Raw genomic sequence first — 21,523 nt, 5'->3', positions numbered from 1 at the left:
TCATGCACGGCGAATCTCCAATCAAGCGTCGCGAATCCCGCAAGATATGGGTCGGCTCCGTGCCGGTCGGCGGTGATGCGCCGATCGCTGTCCAGAGCATGACCAACAGCGACACCAACGATGTCGCGGCCACGGTTGCCCAGATCAACCGCCTTGAAGCGGCTGGCGTCGATATCGTGCGGGTTTCGGTTCCCGATATGGATGCGGCCGAGGCATTTGGCCGGATCAAGCAACTGGTCAAGGTGCCACTGGTCGCCGATATTCATTTCGACTACCGGATCGCCCTGCGCGTAGCCGAGCTGGGTGTCGACTGCCTGCGCATCAACCCCGGCAACATCGGTCGCGAAGACCGTGTGCGTGCGGTGGTCGATGCCGCCCGTGATCGTGGTATTCCGATCCGGATCGGCGTCAACGCCGGTTCCCTGGAAAAAGACCTGCAGAAGAAATACGGCGAGCCGACGCCCGAGGCGCTGGTCGAGTCGGCCCTGCGTCATGTAGAGCATCTGGATCGTCTGGATTTCCATGACTTCAAGGTCAGCGTCAAGGCTTCGGACGTGTTCATGGCCGTCGCAGCCTATCGCCTGCTGGCCAAGCAGATTGTCCAGCCGTTGCACCTGGGTATCACCGAAGCGGGCGGTTTGCGCTCAGGCACGGTGAAATCCGCTGTCGGCCTCGGTATGCTGCTCGCCGAAGGGATTGGCGATACTATCCGCATCTCGTTGGCCGCTGACCCGGTTGAAGAGGTGAAAGTCGGTTACGACATTCTCAAGTCCTTGCGCCTTCGTTCCCGTGGCATCAACTTCATCGCCTGCCCGAGCTGCTCGCGGCAGAACTTCGATGTGGTCAAGACCATGAACGAGCTGGAAGGGCGTCTCGAAGATTTGCTGGTGCCGCTGGACGTTGCGGTCATCGGGTGTGTGGTCAACGGTCCTGGTGAAGCCAAGGAGGCCCATGTCGGTCTCACGGGCGGTACGCCGAACCTGATCTACATCGACGGCAAGCCTGCGCAGAAACTGACCAACGACAATCTTGTGAACGAGCTTGAACGCTTGATTCGCGAGAAAGCGGCCGAAAAAGCTGAAGCCGACGCATCCGTCATCGTGCGTGGCTAATCAAGATTGCTAAGGATTTTTTGTGAGTAAGTCTCTGCAAGCCATTCGTGGCATGAACGACATCCTGCCCGAGCAGACCCCGCTGTGGCGTCACTTTGAAGGCACTGTTGCGCGTTTGCTGGATAACTACGGTTATCGGCAGATTCGCATGCCTATCGTTGAGTTCACCGACCTGTTCAAGCGCTCCATCGGCGAAGTCACCGATATCGTCGAGAAAGAGATGTACACCTTTGCCGACCGCAACGGTGACTCCCTGACCCTGCGCCCTGAAGGCACTGCCGCCTGTGTGCGTGCGGTACTCGAACACGGGATCACCGGTGGCGGTCAGGTGCAGAAACTGTGGTACATCGGCCCGATGTTCCGCCACGAGCGTCCTCAGAAAGGCCGCTATCGCCAGTTTCACCAGATCGGTGTCGAAGTCTTCAACCTCGACGGTCCCGATATCGATGCCGAGCTGATTGTCCTGACCTGGCGCCTGTGGGGCCTGCTGGGCATCCGCAATGCCGTCAAGCTCGAACTCAACAGCCTGGGCACCAGCGAAGCCCGTGCGCGTTATCGCGATGCACTGGTGGAGTTCCTGTCAGCGCGTCTGGAGCAACTGGACGAAGACAGCCAGCGTCGTCTGAAAACCAACCCGCTGCGGGTTCTGGACACCAAGCATCCTGACACCCAGGCCGTGCTGGTCGATGCGCCCAAGCTGGCGGATTACCTGGACGAAGAGTCGCGTATCCACTTCGAAGGCCTCAAGGCCCGTCTGGATGCGGCTGGCATTCCCTACGTCATCAACCCCAAGCTGGTGCGTGGCCTGGATTACTACAGCAAGACCGTGTTCGAGTGGGTCACCGATCAACTGGGGGCTCAGGGAACCGTATGCGCCGGTGGCCGTTACGACGGTCTGGTCGAGCAGATGGGCGGCAAGCCTACGGCGGGCGTCGGTTTCGCCATGGGCATCGAGCGTCTGGTGCTGCTGCTGGAAACCCTTGAAAAGGTCCCGCAAGAAATCTCGCGTCAGGTGGATGTCTACCTGTGCGCCTTCGGCGAAGCGGCCGAGCTGGCTGCACTGACGCTCACCGAGCGTGTGCGTGACCAGTTGCCGAATCTGCGTTTGCAGGTCAACGCCGGTGCTGGCAGCTTCAAGAGCCAGTTCAAGAAGGCCGACAAGAGCGGTGCGCTGTATGCGCTGATCCTTGGCGATGAAGAACTTGCCCGCCAGGAGATAGGCGTCAAGCCTCTGCGCGGTCAGGGCGAACAACAAAATATTGCCTGGGATGCTCTGTCCGAGCACCTGGCCTCCTGCGTCGTGCAGGGTTGAAGCTGATTAACAGCCGATTTAGCGAATAGGAGTATTGGGGTGTCGCGTACCGATGATGAAGAGCTGGCCGTAATGAAGGACTGGTGGCAGCGTAACGGCAAACCCCTGGTAACTGGCGGTCTGCTGGCGTTGGTTGTGGTCTTTGGCTGGTACACATGGCAGAACTACAACAGCAAGCAGTCGCAAGGCGCCTCGATGCTTTATCAGCAACTGCTGGAAACTTCGCTGACGCCAAGCGGCCAGGCCGATACCGCCCGCGTTGCGGAAATCGCCGGCAAGCTCAAGAGCGAATTTGGTGGCACTGCCTATGCCCAGTTCGGTAGCCTGTTCGTCGCCAAGGTTGCGGTCGATGCCGGCAAGCTCGACGATGCCGCGGCAGAACTGAAAACCGTAGCCGACAAGCCGGCCAGCGCGACTCTGGGTGAAATCGCCCGTCAGCGTCTTGCTCGTGTGCTGGCTGCGCAGAACAAGGCTGATGATGCACTGAAACTGCTTGCTGGCGATGCCGACAAGGCGTTCCTGGCCAGCCGTGAAGAACTCAAGGGTGACCTGCTGGTGCAACTGGGTCGTACCGACGAGGCGCATGCTGCATACCAAAAGGCCAAGTCCGCTCTGTCTGAAGACGCTGCGGTGGGTGGCCTGCAAATGAAGCTCGACGATCTGGCGAAAGGGGATGCGTGACGTGATTCGTTGGAAACATGCAGCATTGCTGGCTCTGGCCATTCTGGCCGCGGGTTGCAGCAGCAACAGCAAAAAGGAATTGCCACCAGCCGAGCTGACCGACTTCAAAGAAGAAGTGGTCCTGCAAAAGCAGTGGAGCCGCTCGATCGGTGACGGTCAGGGCAAAACCTACAACATGCTGGTTCCGGCTATCGATGGCGACCGCATCTACGCTTCGGACGTGACCGGGGTCATCATGTCCCTGGATCGCATGAACGGTGACGTGATCTGGAAGAAAGATCTCGAGCTGCCTGTTTCCGGTGCTGTCGGTGTGGCCTACGGTCTGGTCACCATCGGTACTGAAAAAGGTGAAATCGTTGCTCTTGACGCTTCTTCCGGTGAAGAGAAATGGCGTGCCCGTGTGACCAGCGAAGTGTTGGCGCCACCTGCGAACAACGGCGATGTAGTCGTGGTTCAGACCCAGGATGACCGTGTGATCGGTCTGGACGCTGTCACAGGTTCCCAGCGCTGGATCTACGAAAGCACTCCTGCGGTACTGACCCTGCGCGGTACTGGCGCACCGCTGGTCACCAACCGACTGGCTGTTGCCGGACTGTCCACCGGCAAGGTCGTGGCGCTGGATATCAGCAACGGCGTACCGGTCTGGGAACAGCGTGTTGCCATTCCGCAAGGCCGTTCAGAACTGGATCGTGTTGTCGACATCGACGGTGGCCTGCTGCTGTCGGGTGGTACTCTGTACGTTGCCAGTTATCAGGGCCGGGTTGCCGGTCTGGATCTGGAAAGCGGTCGTGTGCTCTGGCAGCGTGATGCTTCCAGCTACTCGGGCGTAGCCCAGGGCTTTGGTAGCGTTTACGCGACCCTGGCCTCCGGCACTGTCGAAGGTATCGACGAGCGTTCTTCCACTGCACTGTGGAGCAACGAATCGCTGGCTCGCCGTCAACTGGGCGCGCCAGAAGTGTTTTCCAGCTATGTAGCGGTTGGCGACCTGGAAGGTTATCTGCACCTGTTGAGCCAGGTAGATGGCCGTTTCGTAGGGCGTGAGCGTATCGACAGCGATGGTCTTCGTGCGCGTCCGCTGGTAGTTGGTGACATGATTTATGTGTTTGGTAACAGCGGCAAGCTGGAAGCCCTGACCATCAAGTGATGATTGTCCATGTCCGGGGCCGAGGCCCCGGGCGACCTTGCTTCGGCAAGGCTGCGGCGCCTGCGGGCGCTGCTCCGAACTCCGGCCGCTGCCCTGCAGCGGCTTTTGTATTTTCTGAAATAACGAAGTGGAGAGCCGCATGGTTCCCGTAATTGCCCTGGTGGGTCGACCGAACGTCGGCAAATCCACCATGTTCAACCGCCTGACCAGGACCCGCGACGCCATTGTCGGCGATCTGTCCGGTCTGACCCGTGATCGCCAATACGGAGAGGCGAAGTGGCAGGGGCGCTCTTATATCCTGATCGACACCGGTGGTATTTCCGGCGACGAGCATGGCATGGACGAAAAGATGGCCGAGCAGTCGCTGCTGGCTATCGAAGAAGCTGATGTCGTGTTGTTCCTGGTGGATGCCAAAGCGGGTTACACCGCGGCTGACCAGATGATCGGCGAGCACCTGCGCAAGCGCAACAAGCGTTCTTACGTGGTTGCCAACAAGATCGACAACATCGATGAAAACCTGGCGCGTGCCGAGTTCAGCCCGATGGGCCTGGGCGATGCGATCCCGGTTGCCGGTGCTCATGGTCGCGGCATTTCCCAGATGCTGGAAATCGCCCTGAAGGATTTCCCCAAGGACGATGACGAAATCGAAGAAGGCGAGGCCGAGGACGTCGCAGAAGGCGAGGAAGCCAAGCGCATTCCTGGCCCGAGCGAAAAAGACGGCATCAAGATCGCTATCATCGGTCGTCCCAACGTCGGCAAGTCGACCCTGGTCAACCGCATGCTCGGTGAAGACCGGGTTATCGTCTATGACCAGCCGGGCACCACGCGCGACAGTATCTACATTCCGTTCGAGCGTAACGACGAGAAGTACACGCTGATCGACACCGCAGGTGTGCGCAAGCGCGGCAAGATCCACGAGGAAGTCGAGAAGTTCTCCGTGGTCAAGACGTTGCAGGCCATCAAGGACGCCAACGTGGTGATCTTCGTGATGGATGCCCGCGAAGGCGTGGTCGATCACGACCTCAACCTGCTGGGCTTCGCACTCGAGGCCGGTCGCGCACTGGTCATCGCACTGAACAAGTGGGATGGCATGACGCCGGGCGAGCGTGACTACGTGAAGACCGAGCTGGAGCGCCGGCTGTTCTTCGTCGACTTTGCCGATATCCACTTCATCTCTGCCTTGCACGGCACCGGTGTGGGTAACCTGTATCAGTCGGTACAGAACTCCTTCAAGTCTGCCGTCACCCGCTGGCCAACCAGCCGCCTGACCCAGATTCTGGAAGATGCCGTCAGCGAGCACGCGCCGCCAATGGTCGGCAGCCGCCGTATCAAGTTGCGTTATGCCCACCTGGGTGGTGCCAACCCGCCACTGATCGTGATTCACGGTAACCAGGTCGAGAAAGTACCGAAGTCCTATGTCCGTTACCTGGAAAACACGTATCGCCGTGTTCTGAAACTGGTCGGTACGCCGATCCGTATCGAATTCAAGGGCGGCGAGAACCCGTACGAAGGCAACAAGAACACGCTGACTGACCGTCAGGTCAACAAGAAGCGTCGCTTGATGTCGCACCATAAGAAGGCAGACAAGAAGCGCCGCGACAAGCGCTGAGTCTTTCTCCTGAAAAGGCACCCTGCAGTCCGCACGGTGCCTTTTTTTATGCGCGCCCGATGGGCTATCCTGCCTGACCCGTGCCACCGTGATGCCGGGGGTATTGCAGGGAAGGGCCCTAATGATCGACAGCAAGTTGCCTAATGTTGGCACCACCATCTTCACCGTCATGTCTCAGCTCGCTGCCGAAACCGGTGCGATCAATCTGTCCCAGGGCTTTCCCGATTTCGACGGGCCGCAAGCGCTGCGTGACGCCTTGAGCCTGCATGTTGCTCAAGGCCACAACCAATATTCACCCATGACTGGCCTGCCAGCCCTGCGCCAGCAGGTTGCAGCCAAGATTGCCCGCAGTTACGGGCGCGAGGTCAACCCGGACAGCGAAGTCACCATCACGCCGGGCGCGACCCAGGCGATTTTCTGCGCCGTTCAGGCGGTCATTCGTCCTGGCGATGAAGTGATTGTTTTCGACCCTTGCTATGACAGCTATGAGCCTGCCGTGGAACTGGCCGGTGGCCGTTGCGTGCATGTGCAGCTTGGGCTGGACGACTTCTCCATCGACTGGCAGAAGCTGGGCGATGCCTTGAGCCCGCGCACGCGCATGATCATCCTCAACAGCCCGCACAACCCCAGCGGAGCCTTGATCAGTCGTGCCGAGCTGGACCAGCTGGCTGCTCTTATCGCCAATCGCGACATTTATCTGGTCAGCGATGAGGTGTACGAGCATCTGGTGTTCGATGGCGTCCAGCATGTCAGCGTACTGGCCCATGAAGAGCTGTATCAGCGCGCCTTTGTGGTCAGCTCGTTCGGCAAGACCTACCACGTGACCGGCTGGAAGACCGGCTATGTGGTGGCGCCACCGGCCTTGTCCGCTGAACTGCGCAAGGTCCATCAGTACGTGAGTTTCTGTGGCGTCACGCCATTGCAGTGGGCGCTGGCTGATTTCATGGCGGCGCATCCCGAGCATGTAGAAGAACTGCCGGCGTTCTATCAGGCCAAGCGTGATTTTTTCTGCGACCAGCTGGCGTCCTCGCGTTTCAGCTTCGAGCGGGTGGGCGGCACGTATTTCCAGTTGGTGGATTACTCGCAGATCCGTCCGGACCTCAACGATGTCGACATGTCGTTGTGGATGACCCGAGAGCACGGTGTGGCCAGCATTCCGGTGTCGGTCTTCTACCAGAAGCCGCCTGAAGGCCAGCGCCTTATACGTCTGTGCTTTGCCAAGCGAGAGGAGACGTTGCTTCAGGCAGCGGAAAAACTATGCGCGATTTGAGTCAGTTGCAGGACCTCAACCTGGCCTTGATCCAGACCACGCTGGTCTGGCATGACCGGCAGGCCAATCTCGAGCACTTCAGCGGTTTGCTGGAACAGGTGAAAGACGTCGATCTGGTGATTCTGCCTGAGATGTTCACCACCGGGTTTTCCATGGACTCTGAAACCCTGGCGGAACCTGAAGGCGGTCCGACATCCCGGTGGCTGCTGGAGCAAGCCAAGCGTATTCAGGCGGTGATTACCGGCAGCGTGATCATTCGTGATGCCGAGGGTAATCATCGCAACCGGCTGTTGTGGGCGCGCCCCGATGGTGAGTTGCTGTATTACGACAAGCGTCACCTGTTCCGCATGGCCGGTGAGCACGAGCACTACAGCCCTGGCGAGCGCCAGGTGATGTTCGAATTGAACGGCTGGCGCATTCGGCCATTGATTTGCTACGACCTGCGCTTCCCGGTCTGGAGCCGTGATGCTCAGGACACCGACCTGTTGCTCTATACCGCGAACTGGCCCGGCGCTCGTCGCCTGCACTGGAATCGTCTGCTACCGGCAAGAGCCATCGAAAACCTGTGTTACGTCGCGGCGGTCAACCGGGTCGGCAGCGATGGCAAAGGCTTTGCGTACACAGGTGATAGCCAGGTGCTGGATTTTGAGGGTGAAAGTCTCGTCGATATCGGGGAGGGCGATGGTGTCTTCCAGGCAACCCTGAGTGCTGCGGCGCTGCGGGATTACCGTACGCGCTTCCCGGCCAATCTGGATGCCGATACATTCGAGATACAATGATTCATTCAAGTTGTGTGTAAATGTGTCGATAGCCTTTGCATACAACCAGGAGTTCGTCATGACTACCATCAATACCTCATCGCTGAGTGCTTATTCCAGCGCCTTGACCCTGACCGTCAAGAACAAGGACGCAGACACGGCGACCTCGACTGCAACCGACAGCACGGAAAAAAGCGGTGTAAGTGTTTCGCTTGAGGGTGCGAAGGCGGGTACAGCAGGTGGTGCAGGCGCTTCTGCTGCCGCGTCTCCTGCCGAAGAAACCATCGAAAAGATCAAAGAGCAGATCAAGCAGGCTCAAAAGCAACTGGTTCAGCAGCAGGCTCAGTTGGCCGCCGCTCAGAACAGCAAAGGCTCGGAAGAGGAAAAGGCTGCGCGTATTCTGGCCATCCAAGGGCAGATCGCCCAGACCTCCGCAACCATACAAACCCTGCAGGGTACATTGCTGCAACTGACAACCAGCGGCGGCGTCAACACCACTGCCTGATTGCACAGACAAAAAAGCCTCCGCTTGCGGAGGCTTTTTTTCATCGCTTCAATCGATAAGTACGGCGTACTTACTCGTTCACATTCATGAACTTCCTGGCCCACTCAACATAGTCTTCAGGCTGTGTGTAAGTGTGGGTCAGTTCTGTCGCGTTCATGTCGCTGGTGCTGCTCAGAATCTGGCGCTGTTCTCTCAGGCAGTCATAGGTTGCCTTGATCGATGCGAAATAGGCCGCATGGCCGTGTACACAGATCCTGACGCCCATCTCTGCAAGACGCTTGTTGTCATGCAGCGCAGGGTTTCCGTAAGTGACCAGCATTAAAGGAATGGTCACACCTTCCGTGATCTGCTCCAGATGCTCGAAATCGCGCACGCCCACGATGGTGATGCCGTCGGCGCCTGCACTCTGGTACTGCTGAATCCGGCTGACGGCTTCCTGCACAGGGATGATCGCGGCATTGGTGCGCGCAAAGATCGACAGTTCAGGGTCGACACGGGCTTCCAGGGCTGCGCGGATCTTGCCGACGCCTTCTGCGGTGGAAATCAGGTCAGTGGACTTGCGGCCAAACTGGGCGGGCAGCAGGGTGTCTTCGATGGTCAGCGCCGCAACGCCTGCACGCTCGAGTTCGATGACGGTGCGCATGACATTGAGTGCGTTGCCATAACCGTGGTCGGCATCGGCGATGAACGGAAGCTCTGCGACGCGGCCGATGCGAGTGGCCTGCTCGACGAATTCGCTCAGGGTGATCAGTGCGAAGTCGGGCGCTGCCAGGACTTGCAGGGATGCAACCGAGCCGCCGAGGATACCCACTTCAAAGCCCAGGTCGGCTGCGATGCGCGCAGACATTGGATCGAACACCGAGGCTGTGTGATAGCAGGAATCTGAAGAAGTGAGTGCGCGAAAGTTGCGGCGCAGATCTTGATGGGAAGCCTTAGGCATAATCGCTCCAAATGTGATTGGATCAGCTCAGCGTTACCGAGGCCGATGGTTTTTTCAATGCACGGTTGGTCTGCCCGTGCATTCTTTTCGTCCGAAAATCAATGCAATAGTCATCGTGGCTTTTGGGAAAGGTTGCAGCTTTTAACAGGCAAGTTGAACGTGGCGCCGGTAGCTGAAAAAGGTGCTATCAGCAGGCCAAATCCATTAAAGGCAGCATGCTACCACAGCATAAATGAAAAGATTATGCCGAATATGCGCATGGTTATGCGGATTCTGAAACGAGGGTTTTAGATCGAAAAGCCCGTGTTAGAGCCTGTTGGAGGATGACGAACGGGCGTCCGTCATCCTCGCTATTCAGACTCAGGCAGCCTTGGCTTGTGCCTGGCTCAGGGACCGGTTCAGGGCACTGAACAGAGCGCGGAAGCTGGCAGTAGTGATGTTCTCGTCGATACCCACGCCATGTACGGCACGGTCACCGTTCACGCGCAGTTCGATGTAGGCAGCGGCCTTGGCCGTGGTGCCGGAACCGATGGCGTGCTCGTTGTAGTCCATGATTTCCACGTTGACCGGCAGGCCGGCAACCAGTGCTTCCAGGGCGCCCTTGCCCTTGCCGCGCCAGTGCTGGGTTTCGCCGTCGACATGCACTTCGGCATCTACCGAGCTGTTGCCGTTTTCTTCCTGCAGCTTGTGACTGATCAGGGCGTAAGGCGTGTTGGCTTGCAGGTACTCGCGGCGCAGCAGCGAGTGGATCTGCTCGGCAGTCATTTCCAGGCCCAGACGGTCGGTTTCGCCCTGAACCACCTGGCTGAACTCGATCTGCATGCGACGTGGCAGGGAGATACCGTATTCCTGTTCCAGCAGGTAAGTGATGCCGCCTTTGCCCGACTGGCTGTTGACGCGAATCACCGCCTCGTAGCTGCGACCGATATCGGCCGGGTCGATTGGCAGGTAAGGCACTTCCCACAGTGCGTCGTCTTTCTGCTGGGCGAAGCCCTTGCGGATAGCGTCCTGGTGCGAGCCGGAGAACGCGGTGTGGACCAGATCGCCGACATAAGGCGCGCGTGGGTGAACCGGGATCTGGTTGCACTCTTCAACGACCTTGCGCACGCCGTCGATATCCGAGAAGTCCAGGCCAGGGTTGATGCCCTGGGTGTAGAGGTTCAAGGCGACGGTGACCAGATCCACGTTACCGGTACGCTCGCCGTTGCCGAACAGGCAGCCTTCGACGCGATCGGCACCGGCCATCAGGCCCAGTTCGGTGGCAGCAACGCCAGTGCCACGGTCGTTGTGGGTGTGCAGGCTGATGAGGACGCTGTCACGGCGGGTGATGTTGCGACCGAACCACTCGATCTGGTCGGCATAGACGTTCGGGGTCGCGACTTCAACGGTGGCTGGCAGGTTGAGGATCACCTTGTTCTCTGGCGTCGGGTTCCAGACCTCGATCACGGCATCGCAGACTTCCTTGGCGAACTCGAGCTCTGTGGCGCTGAAGGTTTCAGGCGAGTACTCAAAGGTCCACTGGGTTTCCGGCTGCTGGGCGGCGTATTTGACGAACAGCTTGGCGGCGTTCACAGCGATTTCCTTCACGCCAGCCTTGTCCTGATTGAAGACAATACGACGGAAGGAGGGGCTGGTGGCGTTGTACAGGTGAACGATGGCCTTTTTCGCGCCGCGCAGGGATTCGAAAGTACGGGCGATCAGATCTTCACGGGCCTGGGTCAGCACCTGAATGGTGGTGTCATCCGGGATATGGCCGTCTTCGATCAAAGTACGTACGAAGTCGAAGTCGGTTTGCGAGGCTGCCGGGAACGATGCTTCGATTTCCTTGACGCCAACCTGGACCAGAGTCTTCCAGAAGCGCAGTTTCTTGACCGAATCCATTGGCTCGATCAGCGATTGGTTACCGTCGCGCAAGTCCGAGCTGCACCAGATCGGCGTCGTAGTGATGGCTTTGGAAGGCCAGGTACGATCAGGCAGGTCGATGGTCGGGAACGCGCGGTACTTCTTCGATGGATCTTTGAGCATGGTCATTTGATTAGTCCTTTGTACTGAGTAGGCCGAAAAGAGGCGGCCAGCCATTGACGCGCAAGACAGGGGCGAGGCACCGCAATCTAGCCTGGCAGTCGTGAACTGACCAGGCGCAGACACCGATGTTGGCGCAATAGAATGAGGGTTTGAGAGGCTTTCATGAAGCCAACCGTAACCATTGAGGTGAAAGTTGGCAAGCACCTCGAAAAAATTGAGATAAGTTCTCGATTTTCTGTTTATGGCGAGCTTTTATCGCTGTTTAAAGGCGATTGTTGCTAGGTTATTGTGCGAGTTGAAAAACGTGCGCAAACCCCTTCGCGAATGAATTCGCTCCTACACGGTCACCGTAGGAGCGAATTCATTCGCGAAAAAGGATTACGGCTGAAACGCACCAATGAATATCGCCGGGTCTACCCGCGCATCGTTCAGGCTGACGTTCCAGTGCAGGTGTGGGCCGGTGGCGCGGCCTGTGGAGCCGACTTTGCCGAGCAAGCCGCCGCGTGGCACCTGATCGCCGGTCTTCACGTCGATTTTCGACAAATGGCAGAACATGCTGATAAAGCCTTGGCCGTGGTCGACATACACGGTGTTGCCATTGAAAAAGAAGTTACCGGTCAGGATCACCTTGCCGGCCGCTGGGGATTTGATCGGCGTGCCTGTCGGGACCGCGAAATCCAGGCCTGAGTGTGGGTTGCGCTCTTCGCCATTGAAGAAACGGCGCACACCAAACTTGCTCGACAGCGGCCCGTTTACCGGTTTGTCGAGGATCAGGTTACTCGGCGTGCCAGGGCTGAATACCGCATAACCGCCCAGCAGTTTTGGCGTTTCGCTGTTGATGCGCTTGGTGTCCTCCGGGTTCGGGTTGACCTGACGCTTGTTCTGCAGGGTGATGTGTTGCTCGGGGTATTTCTTGCTGCCAACGGTGAAACTCAGGTTGCGACCACCCGATGCCAGTTGTTGCGTGCCGGGCTTGATCGTCAACGGCAGGCCGACAATGGCCAGCCAGCGAGTGCCTTGTTCCTTGACCACCAGCACCGGTTTGCCCTGGAAGGTGGCTTTGGGCGGCTGGTTGCTGGTACCCAGATCAATCACTGCGACACCGCCGGGCACCGGCTTGTTGAGGGCGCGTGTGATGTAGCTGTCGGCATGGGCGGGAAGGCACAGAAGGAGGGCGAGCAGCGGTGCGATAAAACGTAGCATCGATAGGTCAGTCCAGAAGAGAGAGGGTCACGGGCGTCAGGTGGTTGTCCTCAACGCGCACTTGCAATTCGCCTTCGCCCAGCTTGGCAGTGAGGCGCTGACCGGGTTGGGTTTGTGCGGCGTTGTGGATGGCATGGCCGCGTTCGTCGAGCAGGATACTGTAGCCACGGCCCAGTGTTGCCAGCGGACTTACGACATGAAGTGTCTGAATCTGGCTTTGCAGTTGTAGCTTGCGCGTCTTGATCTGTTCGCGCATGGCTCGGGGCAAACGTTCGGCCAGAACATCCAGACGCTGGCGCAGAAAGGCCAGGGTGCGTCCCGGATGCTGGGCGGCGAGACGGCTTTCCATATGCGCCAGGCGCACTTGCTGTTTGTGCATGCCTTGCTCGAAAGCACGGCGCAGGCGCATGTCCAGGTCGTCCAGACGCTGAGCCTGCTGACGCAAGCGCTCGCCGGGATGGCGCAGGCGGCGGGAAATGCCGTCCAGGCGCAAGCGTTCGCGCATGAGTCGATCACGCATGCGGCTTATCAGGCGTCGATTGAGGTTTTCTACCCGGCGATGCAGGTCGCTGGAGTCCGGTGCCAGCAATTCCGCAGCAGCAGAAGGCGTTGGCGCACGCACATCGGCCACGAAGTCACTGATGGACACATCGGTTTCATGACCCACTGCGCTGACGATAGGCGTCACGCAGGCATCGATGGCCCGCGCCACGGCTTCTTCGTTGAAGCACCACAAGTCTTCCAGCGAGCCGCCACCTCGGGCGAGGATCAGGGCATCGAAGCCTCTGGAATCCGCCAGCTTGAGCGCCCGGACAATCTGCGCAATCGCTTCGCGGCCCTGAACGGCAGTAGGAATCAGGGTCAGCTCGACTTGTGGCGCACGGCGGCGGAACACGCTGATGATGTCGCGTATCACCGCGCCCGTAGGCGAGCTGATGATGCCGATACGTTGCGGATGCAGCGGCAGCGCGATCTTGCGTTCGGTACTGAACAGGCCTTCGTCGCTGAGCTTGGCCTTGAGTGCATCGAAGGCCAGTCGCAATGCGCCATCGCCCGCAGGCTCGACGGTATCAAGGATCAGTTGATAGTCGCCACGGCCCTCGAACAGCGAAACCTTGCCGCGAACCTTGACCTGCAAGCCATCCTTGAGCGCCTGCCGGACACGTGCCGCGCTCTGGCGAAACAGCGCGCAGCGCACCTGAGCCCCGGAGTCCTTGAGCGTGAAGTACACATGGCCGGAGGCCGGGCGCGACAGGTTGGATATCTCGCCCTCGACCCAGATGCTGCTGAACACATCCTCCAGCAATACGCGGGCGCGGCCGTTGAGCTGGCTGACAGTGAGGACTTCCCGGTTCAGGCCGAGTCTTGCGAAAGGATCTTTAATCATGACGGCATCATAAAGGGATTTGCCCGGCCACCACCACTGGCGGTTTCCGGGTGGCGCAGCTATACAGACTGCGTGAAAACTGCTGCGCTCGGTCATGCTGCGTTGAAAACAGGCTCGGAATGCTCATTTACAACCAGTAAACTCCGCTTCCTCGCCTGTTTTCGCCTTGCCTGACCTTCGCTCGCTACGTCTTCACACGGTCTGTATATAAGCAGCGCGTGGTCAATTCAGGGAGAGTCCTGTGGCGGGCGAATGGTTCAACCAGTTGGGTTTTGCACCGCTGGATCTGCTATGGATCGAGCTGGCGGTAGTGGCCGCTTATGTGGTGTTTGGCGTTGCCGGTTTCGGTACGGCACTGGTTGCCGGGCCTGTCCTGATTCATTTCATGCCGCTGTCGCGGATCATTCCCTTGCTGGTGATGCTGGATTTCCTGGCGGCTTTCGGCAACCTGCTGCCTTCCCGGCAATCGGTGGTCCGCTCGGAGTTGCTTCGTCTGCTGCCCTGCATGGCGGTAGGTTGCACCTTGGGCGTGCTGTTTCTGCTCAATCTGAAATCCGATGTGCTGCTTTTATTGATGGGGCTGTTCGTGACCGCGTATGCGCTTTACAGCCTGGCGGTGAAGGTGCGACCGACGCAATTGGCGGCGGGCTGGGCGATCCCTATGGGCACAATTGGTGGTCTGTTCGGTGCCCTGTTTGGCAGCGGTGGCTTTCTCTATGCGATTTACCTTAATAGTCGACTGACTTCCAAGGAGCAGGCGCGAGCCACGCAAAGCGCACTGATCAGTTGCAGCACCATCGTGCGCCTCGGGCTGTTTCTGCTGGCCGGGGTTTATGCCGAAATTCCGTTGCTGGTTCTGGCGGTTTGCCTGTTGCCGGCGATGTTGCTGGGCTCATGGATCGGCAGGTCGCTGGTGACGAAACTGTCCCGCGAAGCCTTTGTGCGGCTGGTGACCTGGTTGGTGCTGGTCAGTGGTCTGGCGTTGATCGGCCGCTACATTGCCGGTTGATGAGCCGGGGTTTGGGCCTGACCTGTTAAACTGCCGCCCCCGATCAGCCTTCAGCGACACATTGCCATGAACACCCAAAGCATCATTGTCCCGCAAATCTCCAGTTTTCCCGGACATGAGGCTCGTGCGCGCCTGATCCTGCGCTGGCTGGTCAAACTCAATGTGGTCGAGCCTGAACTGAGCACCTGCGGGCGAACCTACAACAAGATGGCCTACGCCATTGCGCCGGGCGCGAAAAGGGTAGTGCAGAACCCCGACGCATTGCCGTTCGGGCAGGCCGTCAACGGGCTGGAGATCGTTACCAGGCGCTGCATCTTCACGCCGTTGAACAATTTTGCCGAAGAGGCCGGTTGCCCTGAATGCCGTCGGGAAATCGGTGAGGCGCTGTTTGACAGTCTGGAAGACTGGATGCCCGGCCACACCGATAACTTCATCTGCCCGGAATGCCGCCATGAGGACGATATCAACGGCTTTCTGTTCCTGGACGCCTGCGGGTTTTCCAACCTCGGATTCATCTTCAATAACTGGCTCGATGCGTCCTTCACTCAGAGCTTTCTCGACGACTTCGCCGAACGCCTGGACCGCCCGGTTTCCTTCGTCAAAGTCCGGCTATAAGTTCGTTTGATATTAGGCTGAGGTTTACATTGAGCCTGCGCGGGTGTGTAGGTATAATGGCGCGCTTCCAATTTTCCCGCCCGGGAGCCCCCGCGATGCTGCGTATCAGTCAAGAAGCCCTAACATTCGACGACATTCTCCTTGTGCCCGGTTATTCCGAGGTACTGCCCAACGAAGTCAGTCTGAAAACCCGTTTGACCCGTGGCATTGAACTGAATATCCCTTTGGTTTCCGCTGCAATGGATACTGTCACTGAAGCCCGTCTGGCCATCGCCATGGCTCAGGAAGGTGGTATCGGTATCATCCACAAGAACATGACCATCGAGCAGCAAGCCGCTGAAGTTCGCAAGGTCAAGAAGTTCGAGGCCGGTGTCGTCAAGGACCCGATCACCATCGAGGCTGACGCCACGGTTCGTGACCTGTTCGAGCTGACCCGCCTGCATAACATCTCCGGCGTACCTGTCCTGCATGATGGCGACCTGGTCGGCATCGTGACTTCTCGTGACGTGCGTTTTGAAAACCGTCTGGATATCCCTGTTCGCGAAGTGATGACGCCTAAAGAGCGTCTGGTCACCGTGCGTGAAGGCGCAGACAAGAACGAAGTGCGCGAGCTGCTGCATAAGCACCGTCTTGAAAAAGTCCTGATCGTCGACGCCAAGTTCGCACTCAAGGGCATGATGACCGTCAAGGACATCGAAAAGGCCAAGGCTTACCCGCTGGCGAGCAAGGACGACCAGGGTCGTCTGCGTGTCGGCGCTGCTGTCGGTACTGGCAAGGACACTGGCGATCGCGTTTCGGCGCTGGTGGCTGCCGGTGTTGACGTGGTGGTGGTCGACACCGCTCACGGTCACTCCAAAGGCGTGATCGACCGCGTTCGCTGGGTCAAGGAAAACTTCCCTGAAGTGCAGGTCATCGGCGGCAACATCGCCACTGGCGAAGCGGCCAAGGCTCTGGCTGCAGCCGGCGCTGACGCGGTCAAGGTCGGTATCGGCCCAGGCTCGATCTGCACCACCCGTATCGTTGCAGGCGTGGGCGTCCCGCAAATCAGCGCTATCGCCAACGTTGCCGCTGCCCTTGAAGGCACTGGCGTTCCCCTGATCGCCGACGGCGGCATCCGTTTCTCGGGTGACCTGTCCAAGGCCATCGTTGCTGGCGCAAGCTGCGTGATGATGGGTTCGATGTTTGCCGGTACTGAAGAAGCGCCAGGCGAAATCGAACTGTTCCAGGGCCGCTCCTACAAGGCTTATCGCGGCATGGGCTCGCTGGGCGCCATGTCCCAGGCGCAAGGTTCTTCGGACCGCTACTTCCAGGACTCGTCCGCAGGTGCCGAGAAGCTGGTACCGGAAGGTATCGAAGGCCGTGTGGCCTACAAGGGTTCGTTGTCGGCCATCATCCATCAACTGATGGGCGGCCTGCGTTCTTCCATGGGCTACACCGGTAGCGCCGATATCGAAGAAATGCGCACCAAGCCCGAGTTCGTACGCATCACCGGCGCTGGCATGGCTGAATCCCACGTCCATGACGTGCAGATCACCAAGGAAGCACCGAACTATCGTGTCGGCTAAGGCCGACAGCTGATAGCTTCAAGCTTTAAGCTACAAGCGGTAGTTGCGCTTATGCAGCTACCGCAGATTCCGACAACTTGCAGCTTGCAGCTTAAAGCTCGCAACTGCTCATCAGAGCTCCTTCCATGGCCCTCGATATTCACGCCCACCGTATCCTGATCCTCGATTTCGGCTCCCAGTACACTCAACTGATCGCTCGCCGCGTGCGTGAAATCGGTGTGTATTGCGAACTGCATCCGTTCGACATGGACGATGAAGCGATTCGCGAATTCGCCCCGCGCGGGATCATCCTCGCTGGCGGCCCCGAGTCCGTGCACGAAGCCAACAGCCCGCGTGCTCCGCAAGCCGTGTTTGATCTGGGCGTGCCGGTTTTCGGCATCTGCTACGGCATGCAGACCATGGCCGAGCAGTTGGGTGGCCGCGTTGAAGGCTCCGACCTGCGCGAGTTCGGCTACGCCCGTGTCGATGTAGTCGGCAAGGGCCGCGTACTCGACGGCATCGAAGACCACGTGGATGCCGATGGCGTCCTGGGCCTCGATGTCTGGATGAGTCACGGCGACAAGGTCACCGAGATTCCGGACGGTTTCCACGTCCTGGCCAGCACACCAAGCTGCCCTATCGCCGGTATGGCTGACGATACCCGCGGCTACTACGGCGTGCAGTTCCACCCGGAAGTGACCCACACCAAGCAGGGCGGCCGCATCCTGTCGCGCTTCATCCTCGACATCTGTGGTTGTGAAGCGCTGTGGACCCCGTCGCACATTGCTGAAGACGCGATTGCCAGCATCCGCGCCCAGGTCGGTACCGACAACGTTCTGCTGGGCCTGTCCGGCGGCGTCGACTCTTCCGTGGTTGCAGCCTTGCTGCACAAGGCCATTGGCGATCAACTGACTTGCGTATTCGTCGATAACGGCTTACTGCGTCTGCACGAAGGCGAGCAGGTCATGGCCATGTTCGCCGAGAACATGGGCGTCAAGGTCATCCGTGCCAATGCCGAAGAGCAGTTCCTGAACAACCTGGCTGGCGAAAGCGACCCGGAGAAAAAGCGCAAGATCATCGGCCGCACCTTCATCGACGTGTTCGATGCCGAATCCTGCAAGCTCGACAACATCAAGTACCTGGCCCAAGGCACCATCTACCCGGACGTCATCGAGTCGGCTGGCGCGAAAAGCGGCAAGGCTCACGTCATCAAGTCGCACCACAACGTGGGCGGCCTGCCGGAAGAAATGAACCTCAAGCTGGTTGAACCCCTGCGCGAGCTATTCAAGGACGAAGTCCGCCGCCTCGGCCTGGAACTCGGCCTGCCCTACGACATGGTCTACCGCCACCCATTCCCGGGTCCTGGCCTGGGCGTGCGCATCCTCGGTGAAGTGAAAAAGGAATACGCGGACCTGCTGCGTCGTGCCGACCACATCTTCATCGAAGAACTGCGCAAGGCCGACTGGTACCACAAAGTCAGCCAGGCATTCGTCGTCTTCCAGCCAGTCAAATCGGTTGGCGTCGTAGGCGACGGCCGCCGCTACGCCTGGGTCGTCGCCCTGCGCGCCGTAGAAACCATCGACTTCATGACCGCACGTTGGGCACACCTGCCTTACGAACTGCTGGAAACCGTCAGCGGGCGGATCATCAATGAAATCGACGGGATTTCTCGGGTGACTTACGATGTTTCGAGTAAGCCGCCGGCTACGATTGAGTGGGAGTGAGCCCTGCTCGCAATAAACAAACGCCCGCGTAATAGCGGGCGTTTGTTTATAAAGCGGATGTAGATCTGCCGCATACAATTCTGAAGTTGTGTTGTTACTCAGTTATTTCGGCAATTCTATCGAGTGTTGTGATCTGCGTTTCCGATAGTAGGAGATTCGTTGCGCAAAAGTTTTCTCGAAGGTGCTCTGAAGAGGATGTCCCCGCGATTACCAGAATATTGGGCGAGCGCTGAAGTAACCACGCCAGAGCAACTTGTTTTGGTGTAGCTCCCAGCTCTTCAGCCACCTGAGAAAGCAGCGACGATTGCAGCGGAGAAAAACCGCCTAGCGGGAAAAACGGCACATAGGCCACGCCTTCATCTGCCAGCGCGTTGATGAAATGGTCATCGTCTCGTTTGATCAGGTTGTACTGGTTCTGCACGCAGACGATCTTGGCCAGTAATTTGGCCTCAGCAAATTGCGCTGGGGTAACATTGCTAAGGCCGATATGGCGAATAAGGCCTTGTTGTTGCAACTCGACCAGAACCTGCAGCGGCTCCAGAGGTGATCGGTCATCCGGACCATGTGCACCACCTAGCCGCAAATTGACGACATCGAGGGTTTCCAGGCCAAGACTGGCAAGGTTTTCATGCACTGCCCGCTTGAGACCGTCCGGCGTAAGATCAGGCGCCCAGGACGCATCTTCACCGCGTACGAAACCGACCTTGGTAATGATCGTGAGGTCTGTGGGATAAGGCGATAGTGCTTCACGGATCAGTCGATTCGAGACACCACGACCATAGAACTCGGCGGTGTCGATGTGATTTGCACCCAAGGTAATTACTTCGCGCAATACCGCCAGAGCGGCTTCTTTATCGCGCGGAGGCCCCCAAACGTGCGGTCCGGGTAGCTGCATGGTGCCGTAGCCCATGCGCTTGAGGTTCATCGCTGTGCCGGCAGGTGTAAATGTCCCGCCAAGGGAAGAAGTGGTCATAGGATGTTCCTGTAGATGGACTGATGGTTTTAGTGCGGGAGAACGATGATCTTGCCGCGTGCGCGACCCGAGAGCTGGTGTTTCCATGCCTCGTCGAAACGCTCAAAGGCGACCGTACGGTCGATGACGACCTTCAAATTTTGCTCGATGACCATCGTGACGAGCTCGTCGAGGCGGTCAATAAAGGGCTTGGCGTAGAACATGCTCGCCGTTACTCCGTGTTCCCGTGCCTCTGCCTCGTCAGGTGGCATAACTGTGGAAACGAGCCGCCCGCCCGTGCGCAGGACTCTGTAGGATCGACTTTGGGTTTCGCCACCGACCAAATCGAGCACCACATCGACGTCACTGGTTAAGCGGGTGAAATCTTCGTTTTGGTAGTCAATGACTTTCTCTGCTCCCAGTGCGTACGCCATTGCCAAGCCATCACCCGAGGCGGTTGCGATCACGTGCGCACCTGACATGCAAGCGAATTGGACGGCAAAGCTGCCGACGCCCCCTGCCGCAGCATGGATCAACACCGTCTCGCCGGCTTTCAGCCCGGCGTTGGAAAACAATGCATGCCATGCTGTGATACCTGCGGTAGGAATCGCACTTCCTTGAGCAGCGGAAAGAGCACCGGGTAGAGGAACACATGCGTTGGCGGGCGCCACGGCGAAATCCGCAAGACCGCCACCTGATCCCGCATCGACGCAGGCAATCACCCTGTCCCCGACATTCCATCGTGTGACAGCCTCGCCGATGCGCTCAACGGTCCCGGCGAAATCGGTGCCGAGGGTTATCGGTAGATCAATCTTGAAAAATTGACGGGCGACCCCTGATGCCACGAGGCCGTCGAGAGGATTGAGAGCAGTTGCCTCTACGCGCACGAGCACGTCTTCTGGACCGATATGAGGCGTGGGGATGTCCTCTATGAGAGGGGCATTTGCGAAACCATGGATGCGTATGGCTTTCATTGTGTGGGTTCCACTTGGATGTAGCAGGGTTTGCTGGTAAATTTTGCACTTGGTGCAAAAAATATATTGCACTCAGTGCATAAATGCAACCCCGAACATGTGAGATCGAATGCATGACGCGCGAGCAGAAGGGCAAAGAAGGCGTTCGCGAACGGAAGCGCCGAGAGATGTACCGCCGTATCACCGATGTAGGCCTGAAGCTGTTTTCCGAACGTGGCTATGAGGGGACTACGCTGGATGCGATTGCCGAAGCGTCGGGTATCGCCCGTCGCACGTTCTTCCACTACTTCGGTTCCAAGGACGAAATTATCCTGGCTTGGCAAAAGTCGTTGCCGGATGAGCTAGGTGCTGAGATACGCAAGCAGGGCGTGAAAGCATCCCCACTCGCTACTATTCACGCCGCACTGATTGCTCTGGCTGCACACATGCATCCGGATGTTGCGGTGCTGATCGGGAGAATTGTGCAGACTACGGAGCAGCTTCAGTTGGGCAATCAGGCCAAGTTTCTGCAAATGGAGTATGCCGCCTATGAAGCCCTGTGCGAGCTTTGGCCGGGTGCCGATAGGCAGGCAGGACTACGCCTGGCTGCAATGGCCAGTGTCGGAGCGATGCGCCTTTCCGTCGAAACCTGGATTGCCGATGGCTGTCAGCGGGCGCTTGCTGAGCATCTCGAAGCCAACTTCAAGAGATTAAGAGCTGAAATGGGTGCCGACTAAAGCGAATGGTATTTTTCATGGTTTGAAAATTCCAGATGCCTTA

General features: G+C 58.5%; 19 protein-coding genes. 13 read left to right on the top strand and 6 right to left on the bottom strand.

All coding sequences use genetic code 11. The annotated features are described in order from the left end of the window. The first annotated feature begins 2 nt into the window (after positions 1 to 2). From ispG to K5D32_RS14375, 8 genes are all read left to right on the top strand, one after another. Positions 3 to 1,112 (top strand): flavodoxin-dependent (E)-4-hydroxy-3-methylbut-2-enyl-diphosphate synthase, encoded by a 1,110-nt coding sequence (ispG, locus tag K5D32_RS14410; RefSeq protein ID WP_221578663.1) that lies wholly within the window; start codon positions 3 to 5, stop codon positions 1,110 to 1,112. A 22-nt stretch (positions 1,113 to 1,134) separates the two neighbouring features. Then, a complete protein-coding gene (gene hisS, locus K5D32_RS14405) occupies positions 1,135 to 2,424 on the top strand; it encodes a histidine--tRNA ligase (protein ID WP_221536910.1) in 1,290 nt (429 codons plus the stop codon). A gap of 39 nt (positions 2,425 to 2,463) precedes the next feature. Then, the gene (locus tag K5D32_RS14400) at positions 2,464 to 3,105 is read left to right on the top strand and encodes a tetratricopeptide repeat protein (protein ID WP_221600711.1); all 642 of its coding nucleotides are present in this window, start codon (positions 2,464 to 2,466) and stop codon (positions 3,103 to 3,105) included. After that, positions 3,098 to 4,249, top strand: coding sequence for an outer membrane protein assembly factor BamB (bamB, locus tag K5D32_RS14395; protein ID WP_025258846.1), 1,152 nt, complete (start codon positions 3,098 to 3,100; stop codon positions 4,247 to 4,249). The genes K5D32_RS14400 and bamB overlap by 8 nt, the downstream gene beginning before the upstream one ends. Positions 4,250 to 4,388: 139 nt before the next feature. Continuing rightward, on the top strand, positions 4,389 to 5,858 hold the full coding sequence (der, locus tag K5D32_RS14390; RefSeq protein ID WP_122320918.1) for a ribosome biogenesis GTPase Der: 1,470 nt from the start codon (positions 4,389 to 4,391) through the stop codon (positions 5,856 to 5,858). 121 nt (positions 5,859 to 5,979) lie between these two features. Next, positions 5,980 to 7,128 (top strand): pyridoxal phosphate-dependent aminotransferase, encoded by a 1,149-nt coding sequence (locus K5D32_RS14385; RefSeq protein WP_216705054.1) that lies wholly within the window; start codon positions 5,980 to 5,982, stop codon positions 7,126 to 7,128. Then, positions 7,116 to 7,907 (top strand): amidohydrolase, encoded by a 792-nt coding sequence (locus K5D32_RS14380; protein ID WP_221527131.1) that lies wholly within the window; start codon positions 7,116 to 7,118, stop codon positions 7,905 to 7,907. The genes K5D32_RS14385 and K5D32_RS14380 overlap by 13 nt, the downstream gene beginning before the upstream one ends. A 58-nt stretch (positions 7,908 to 7,965) precedes the next feature. Next, complete coding sequence (locus K5D32_RS14375; protein WP_221593661.1) at positions 7,966 to 8,391, top strand: hypothetical protein; 426 nt, start codon at positions 7,966 to 7,968, stop codon at positions 8,389 to 8,391. 70 nt (positions 8,392 to 8,461) lie between these two features. Here K5D32_RS14375 and K5D32_RS14370 read toward each other — a convergent pair whose 3' ends face one another. The 4 genes from K5D32_RS14370 to xseA all read right to left on the bottom strand — a co-directional run bounded on the left by K5D32_RS14370 (position 8,462) and on the right by xseA (position 13,946). Then, positions 8,462 to 9,331, bottom strand: coding sequence for an oxaloacetate decarboxylase (locus tag K5D32_RS14370; protein ID WP_221576696.1), 870 nt, complete (start codon positions 9,329 to 9,331; stop codon positions 8,462 to 8,464). A 360-nt stretch (positions 9,332 to 9,691) separates the two neighbouring features. Continuing rightward, positions 9,692 to 11,362: a 2-isopropylmalate synthase gene (gene leuA, locus K5D32_RS14365; protein WP_221527129.1), complete on the bottom strand. Its 1,671-nt coding sequence runs from the start codon at positions 11,360 to 11,362 to the stop codon at positions 9,692 to 9,694. Positions 11,363 to 11,734: 372 nt separating this feature from the next. Next, complete coding sequence (locus tag K5D32_RS14360) at positions 11,735 to 12,559, bottom strand: M23 family metallopeptidase (RefSeq protein ID WP_025258853.1); 825 nt, start codon at positions 12,557 to 12,559, stop codon at positions 11,735 to 11,737. 7 nt (positions 12,560 to 12,566) lie between these two features. Continuing rightward, a complete protein-coding gene (gene xseA / locus K5D32_RS14355; protein ID WP_221600709.1) occupies positions 12,567 to 13,946 on the bottom strand; it encodes an exodeoxyribonuclease VII large subunit in 1,380 nt (459 codons plus the stop codon). Between the two features lie 241 nt (positions 13,947 to 14,187). Here xseA and K5D32_RS14350 point away from each other — a divergent pair, with 241 nt between their 5' ends. The 4 genes from K5D32_RS14350 to guaA all read left to right on the top strand — a co-directional run bounded on the left by K5D32_RS14350 (position 14,188) and on the right by guaA (position 18,838). Next, a complete protein-coding gene (locus K5D32_RS14350; RefSeq protein WP_221600707.1) occupies positions 14,188 to 14,955 on the top strand; it encodes a sulfite exporter TauE/SafE family protein in 768 nt (255 codons plus the stop codon). A gap of 66 nt (positions 14,956 to 15,021) precedes the next feature. Further along, a complete protein-coding gene (locus K5D32_RS14345; protein WP_221600705.1) occupies positions 15,022 to 15,570 on the top strand; it encodes a sugar ABC transporter ATPase in 549 nt (182 codons plus the stop codon). 95 nt (positions 15,571 to 15,665) lie between these two features. After that, the gene (gene guaB / locus K5D32_RS14340; RefSeq protein ID WP_221527125.1) at positions 15,666 to 17,135 is read left to right on the top strand and encodes an IMP dehydrogenase; all 1,470 of its coding nucleotides are present in this window, start codon (positions 15,666 to 15,668) and stop codon (positions 17,133 to 17,135) included. Between the two features lie 125 nt (positions 17,136 to 17,260). After that, a complete protein-coding gene (guaA, locus tag K5D32_RS14335; protein ID WP_221600703.1) occupies positions 17,261 to 18,838 on the top strand; it encodes a glutamine-hydrolyzing GMP synthase in 1,578 nt (525 codons plus the stop codon). Positions 18,839 to 18,932: 94 nt separating this feature from the next. On the opposite strand, the gene K5D32_RS14330 is transcribed toward guaA, so the two are convergent. Both K5D32_RS14330 and K5D32_RS14325 read right to left on the bottom strand, forming a co-directional pair. After that, a complete protein-coding gene (locus K5D32_RS14330; RefSeq protein ID WP_221527123.1) occupies positions 18,933 to 19,811 on the bottom strand; it encodes an oxidoreductase in 879 nt (292 codons plus the stop codon). A gap of 29 nt (positions 19,812 to 19,840) precedes the next feature. Further along, positions 19,841 to 20,764 carry an NADP-dependent oxidoreductase gene (locus K5D32_RS14325; protein WP_221576699.1) on the bottom strand — a complete coding sequence of 308 codons (924 nt, stop codon included), beginning with the start codon at positions 20,762 to 20,764 and terminating at the stop codon, positions 19,841 to 19,843. A gap of 113 nt (positions 20,765 to 20,877) precedes the next feature. Between K5D32_RS14325 and K5D32_RS14320 the strand changes: the two genes are divergently transcribed. Continuing rightward, positions 20,878 to 21,480 (top strand): TetR/AcrR family transcriptional regulator, encoded by a 603-nt coding sequence (locus tag K5D32_RS14320; protein WP_221527121.1) that lies wholly within the window; start codon positions 20,878 to 20,880, stop codon positions 21,478 to 21,480. Positions 21,481 to 21,523: the final 43 nt, after the last annotated feature.

This window comes from Pseudomonas cichorii, from assembly GCF_019719005.1.
Lineage (GTDB): Bacteria > Pseudomonadota > Gammaproteobacteria > Pseudomonadales > Pseudomonadaceae > Aquipseudomonas > Aquipseudomonas cichorii_E.
This window is presented reverse-complemented; position numbering and strand designations above follow the sequence as displayed.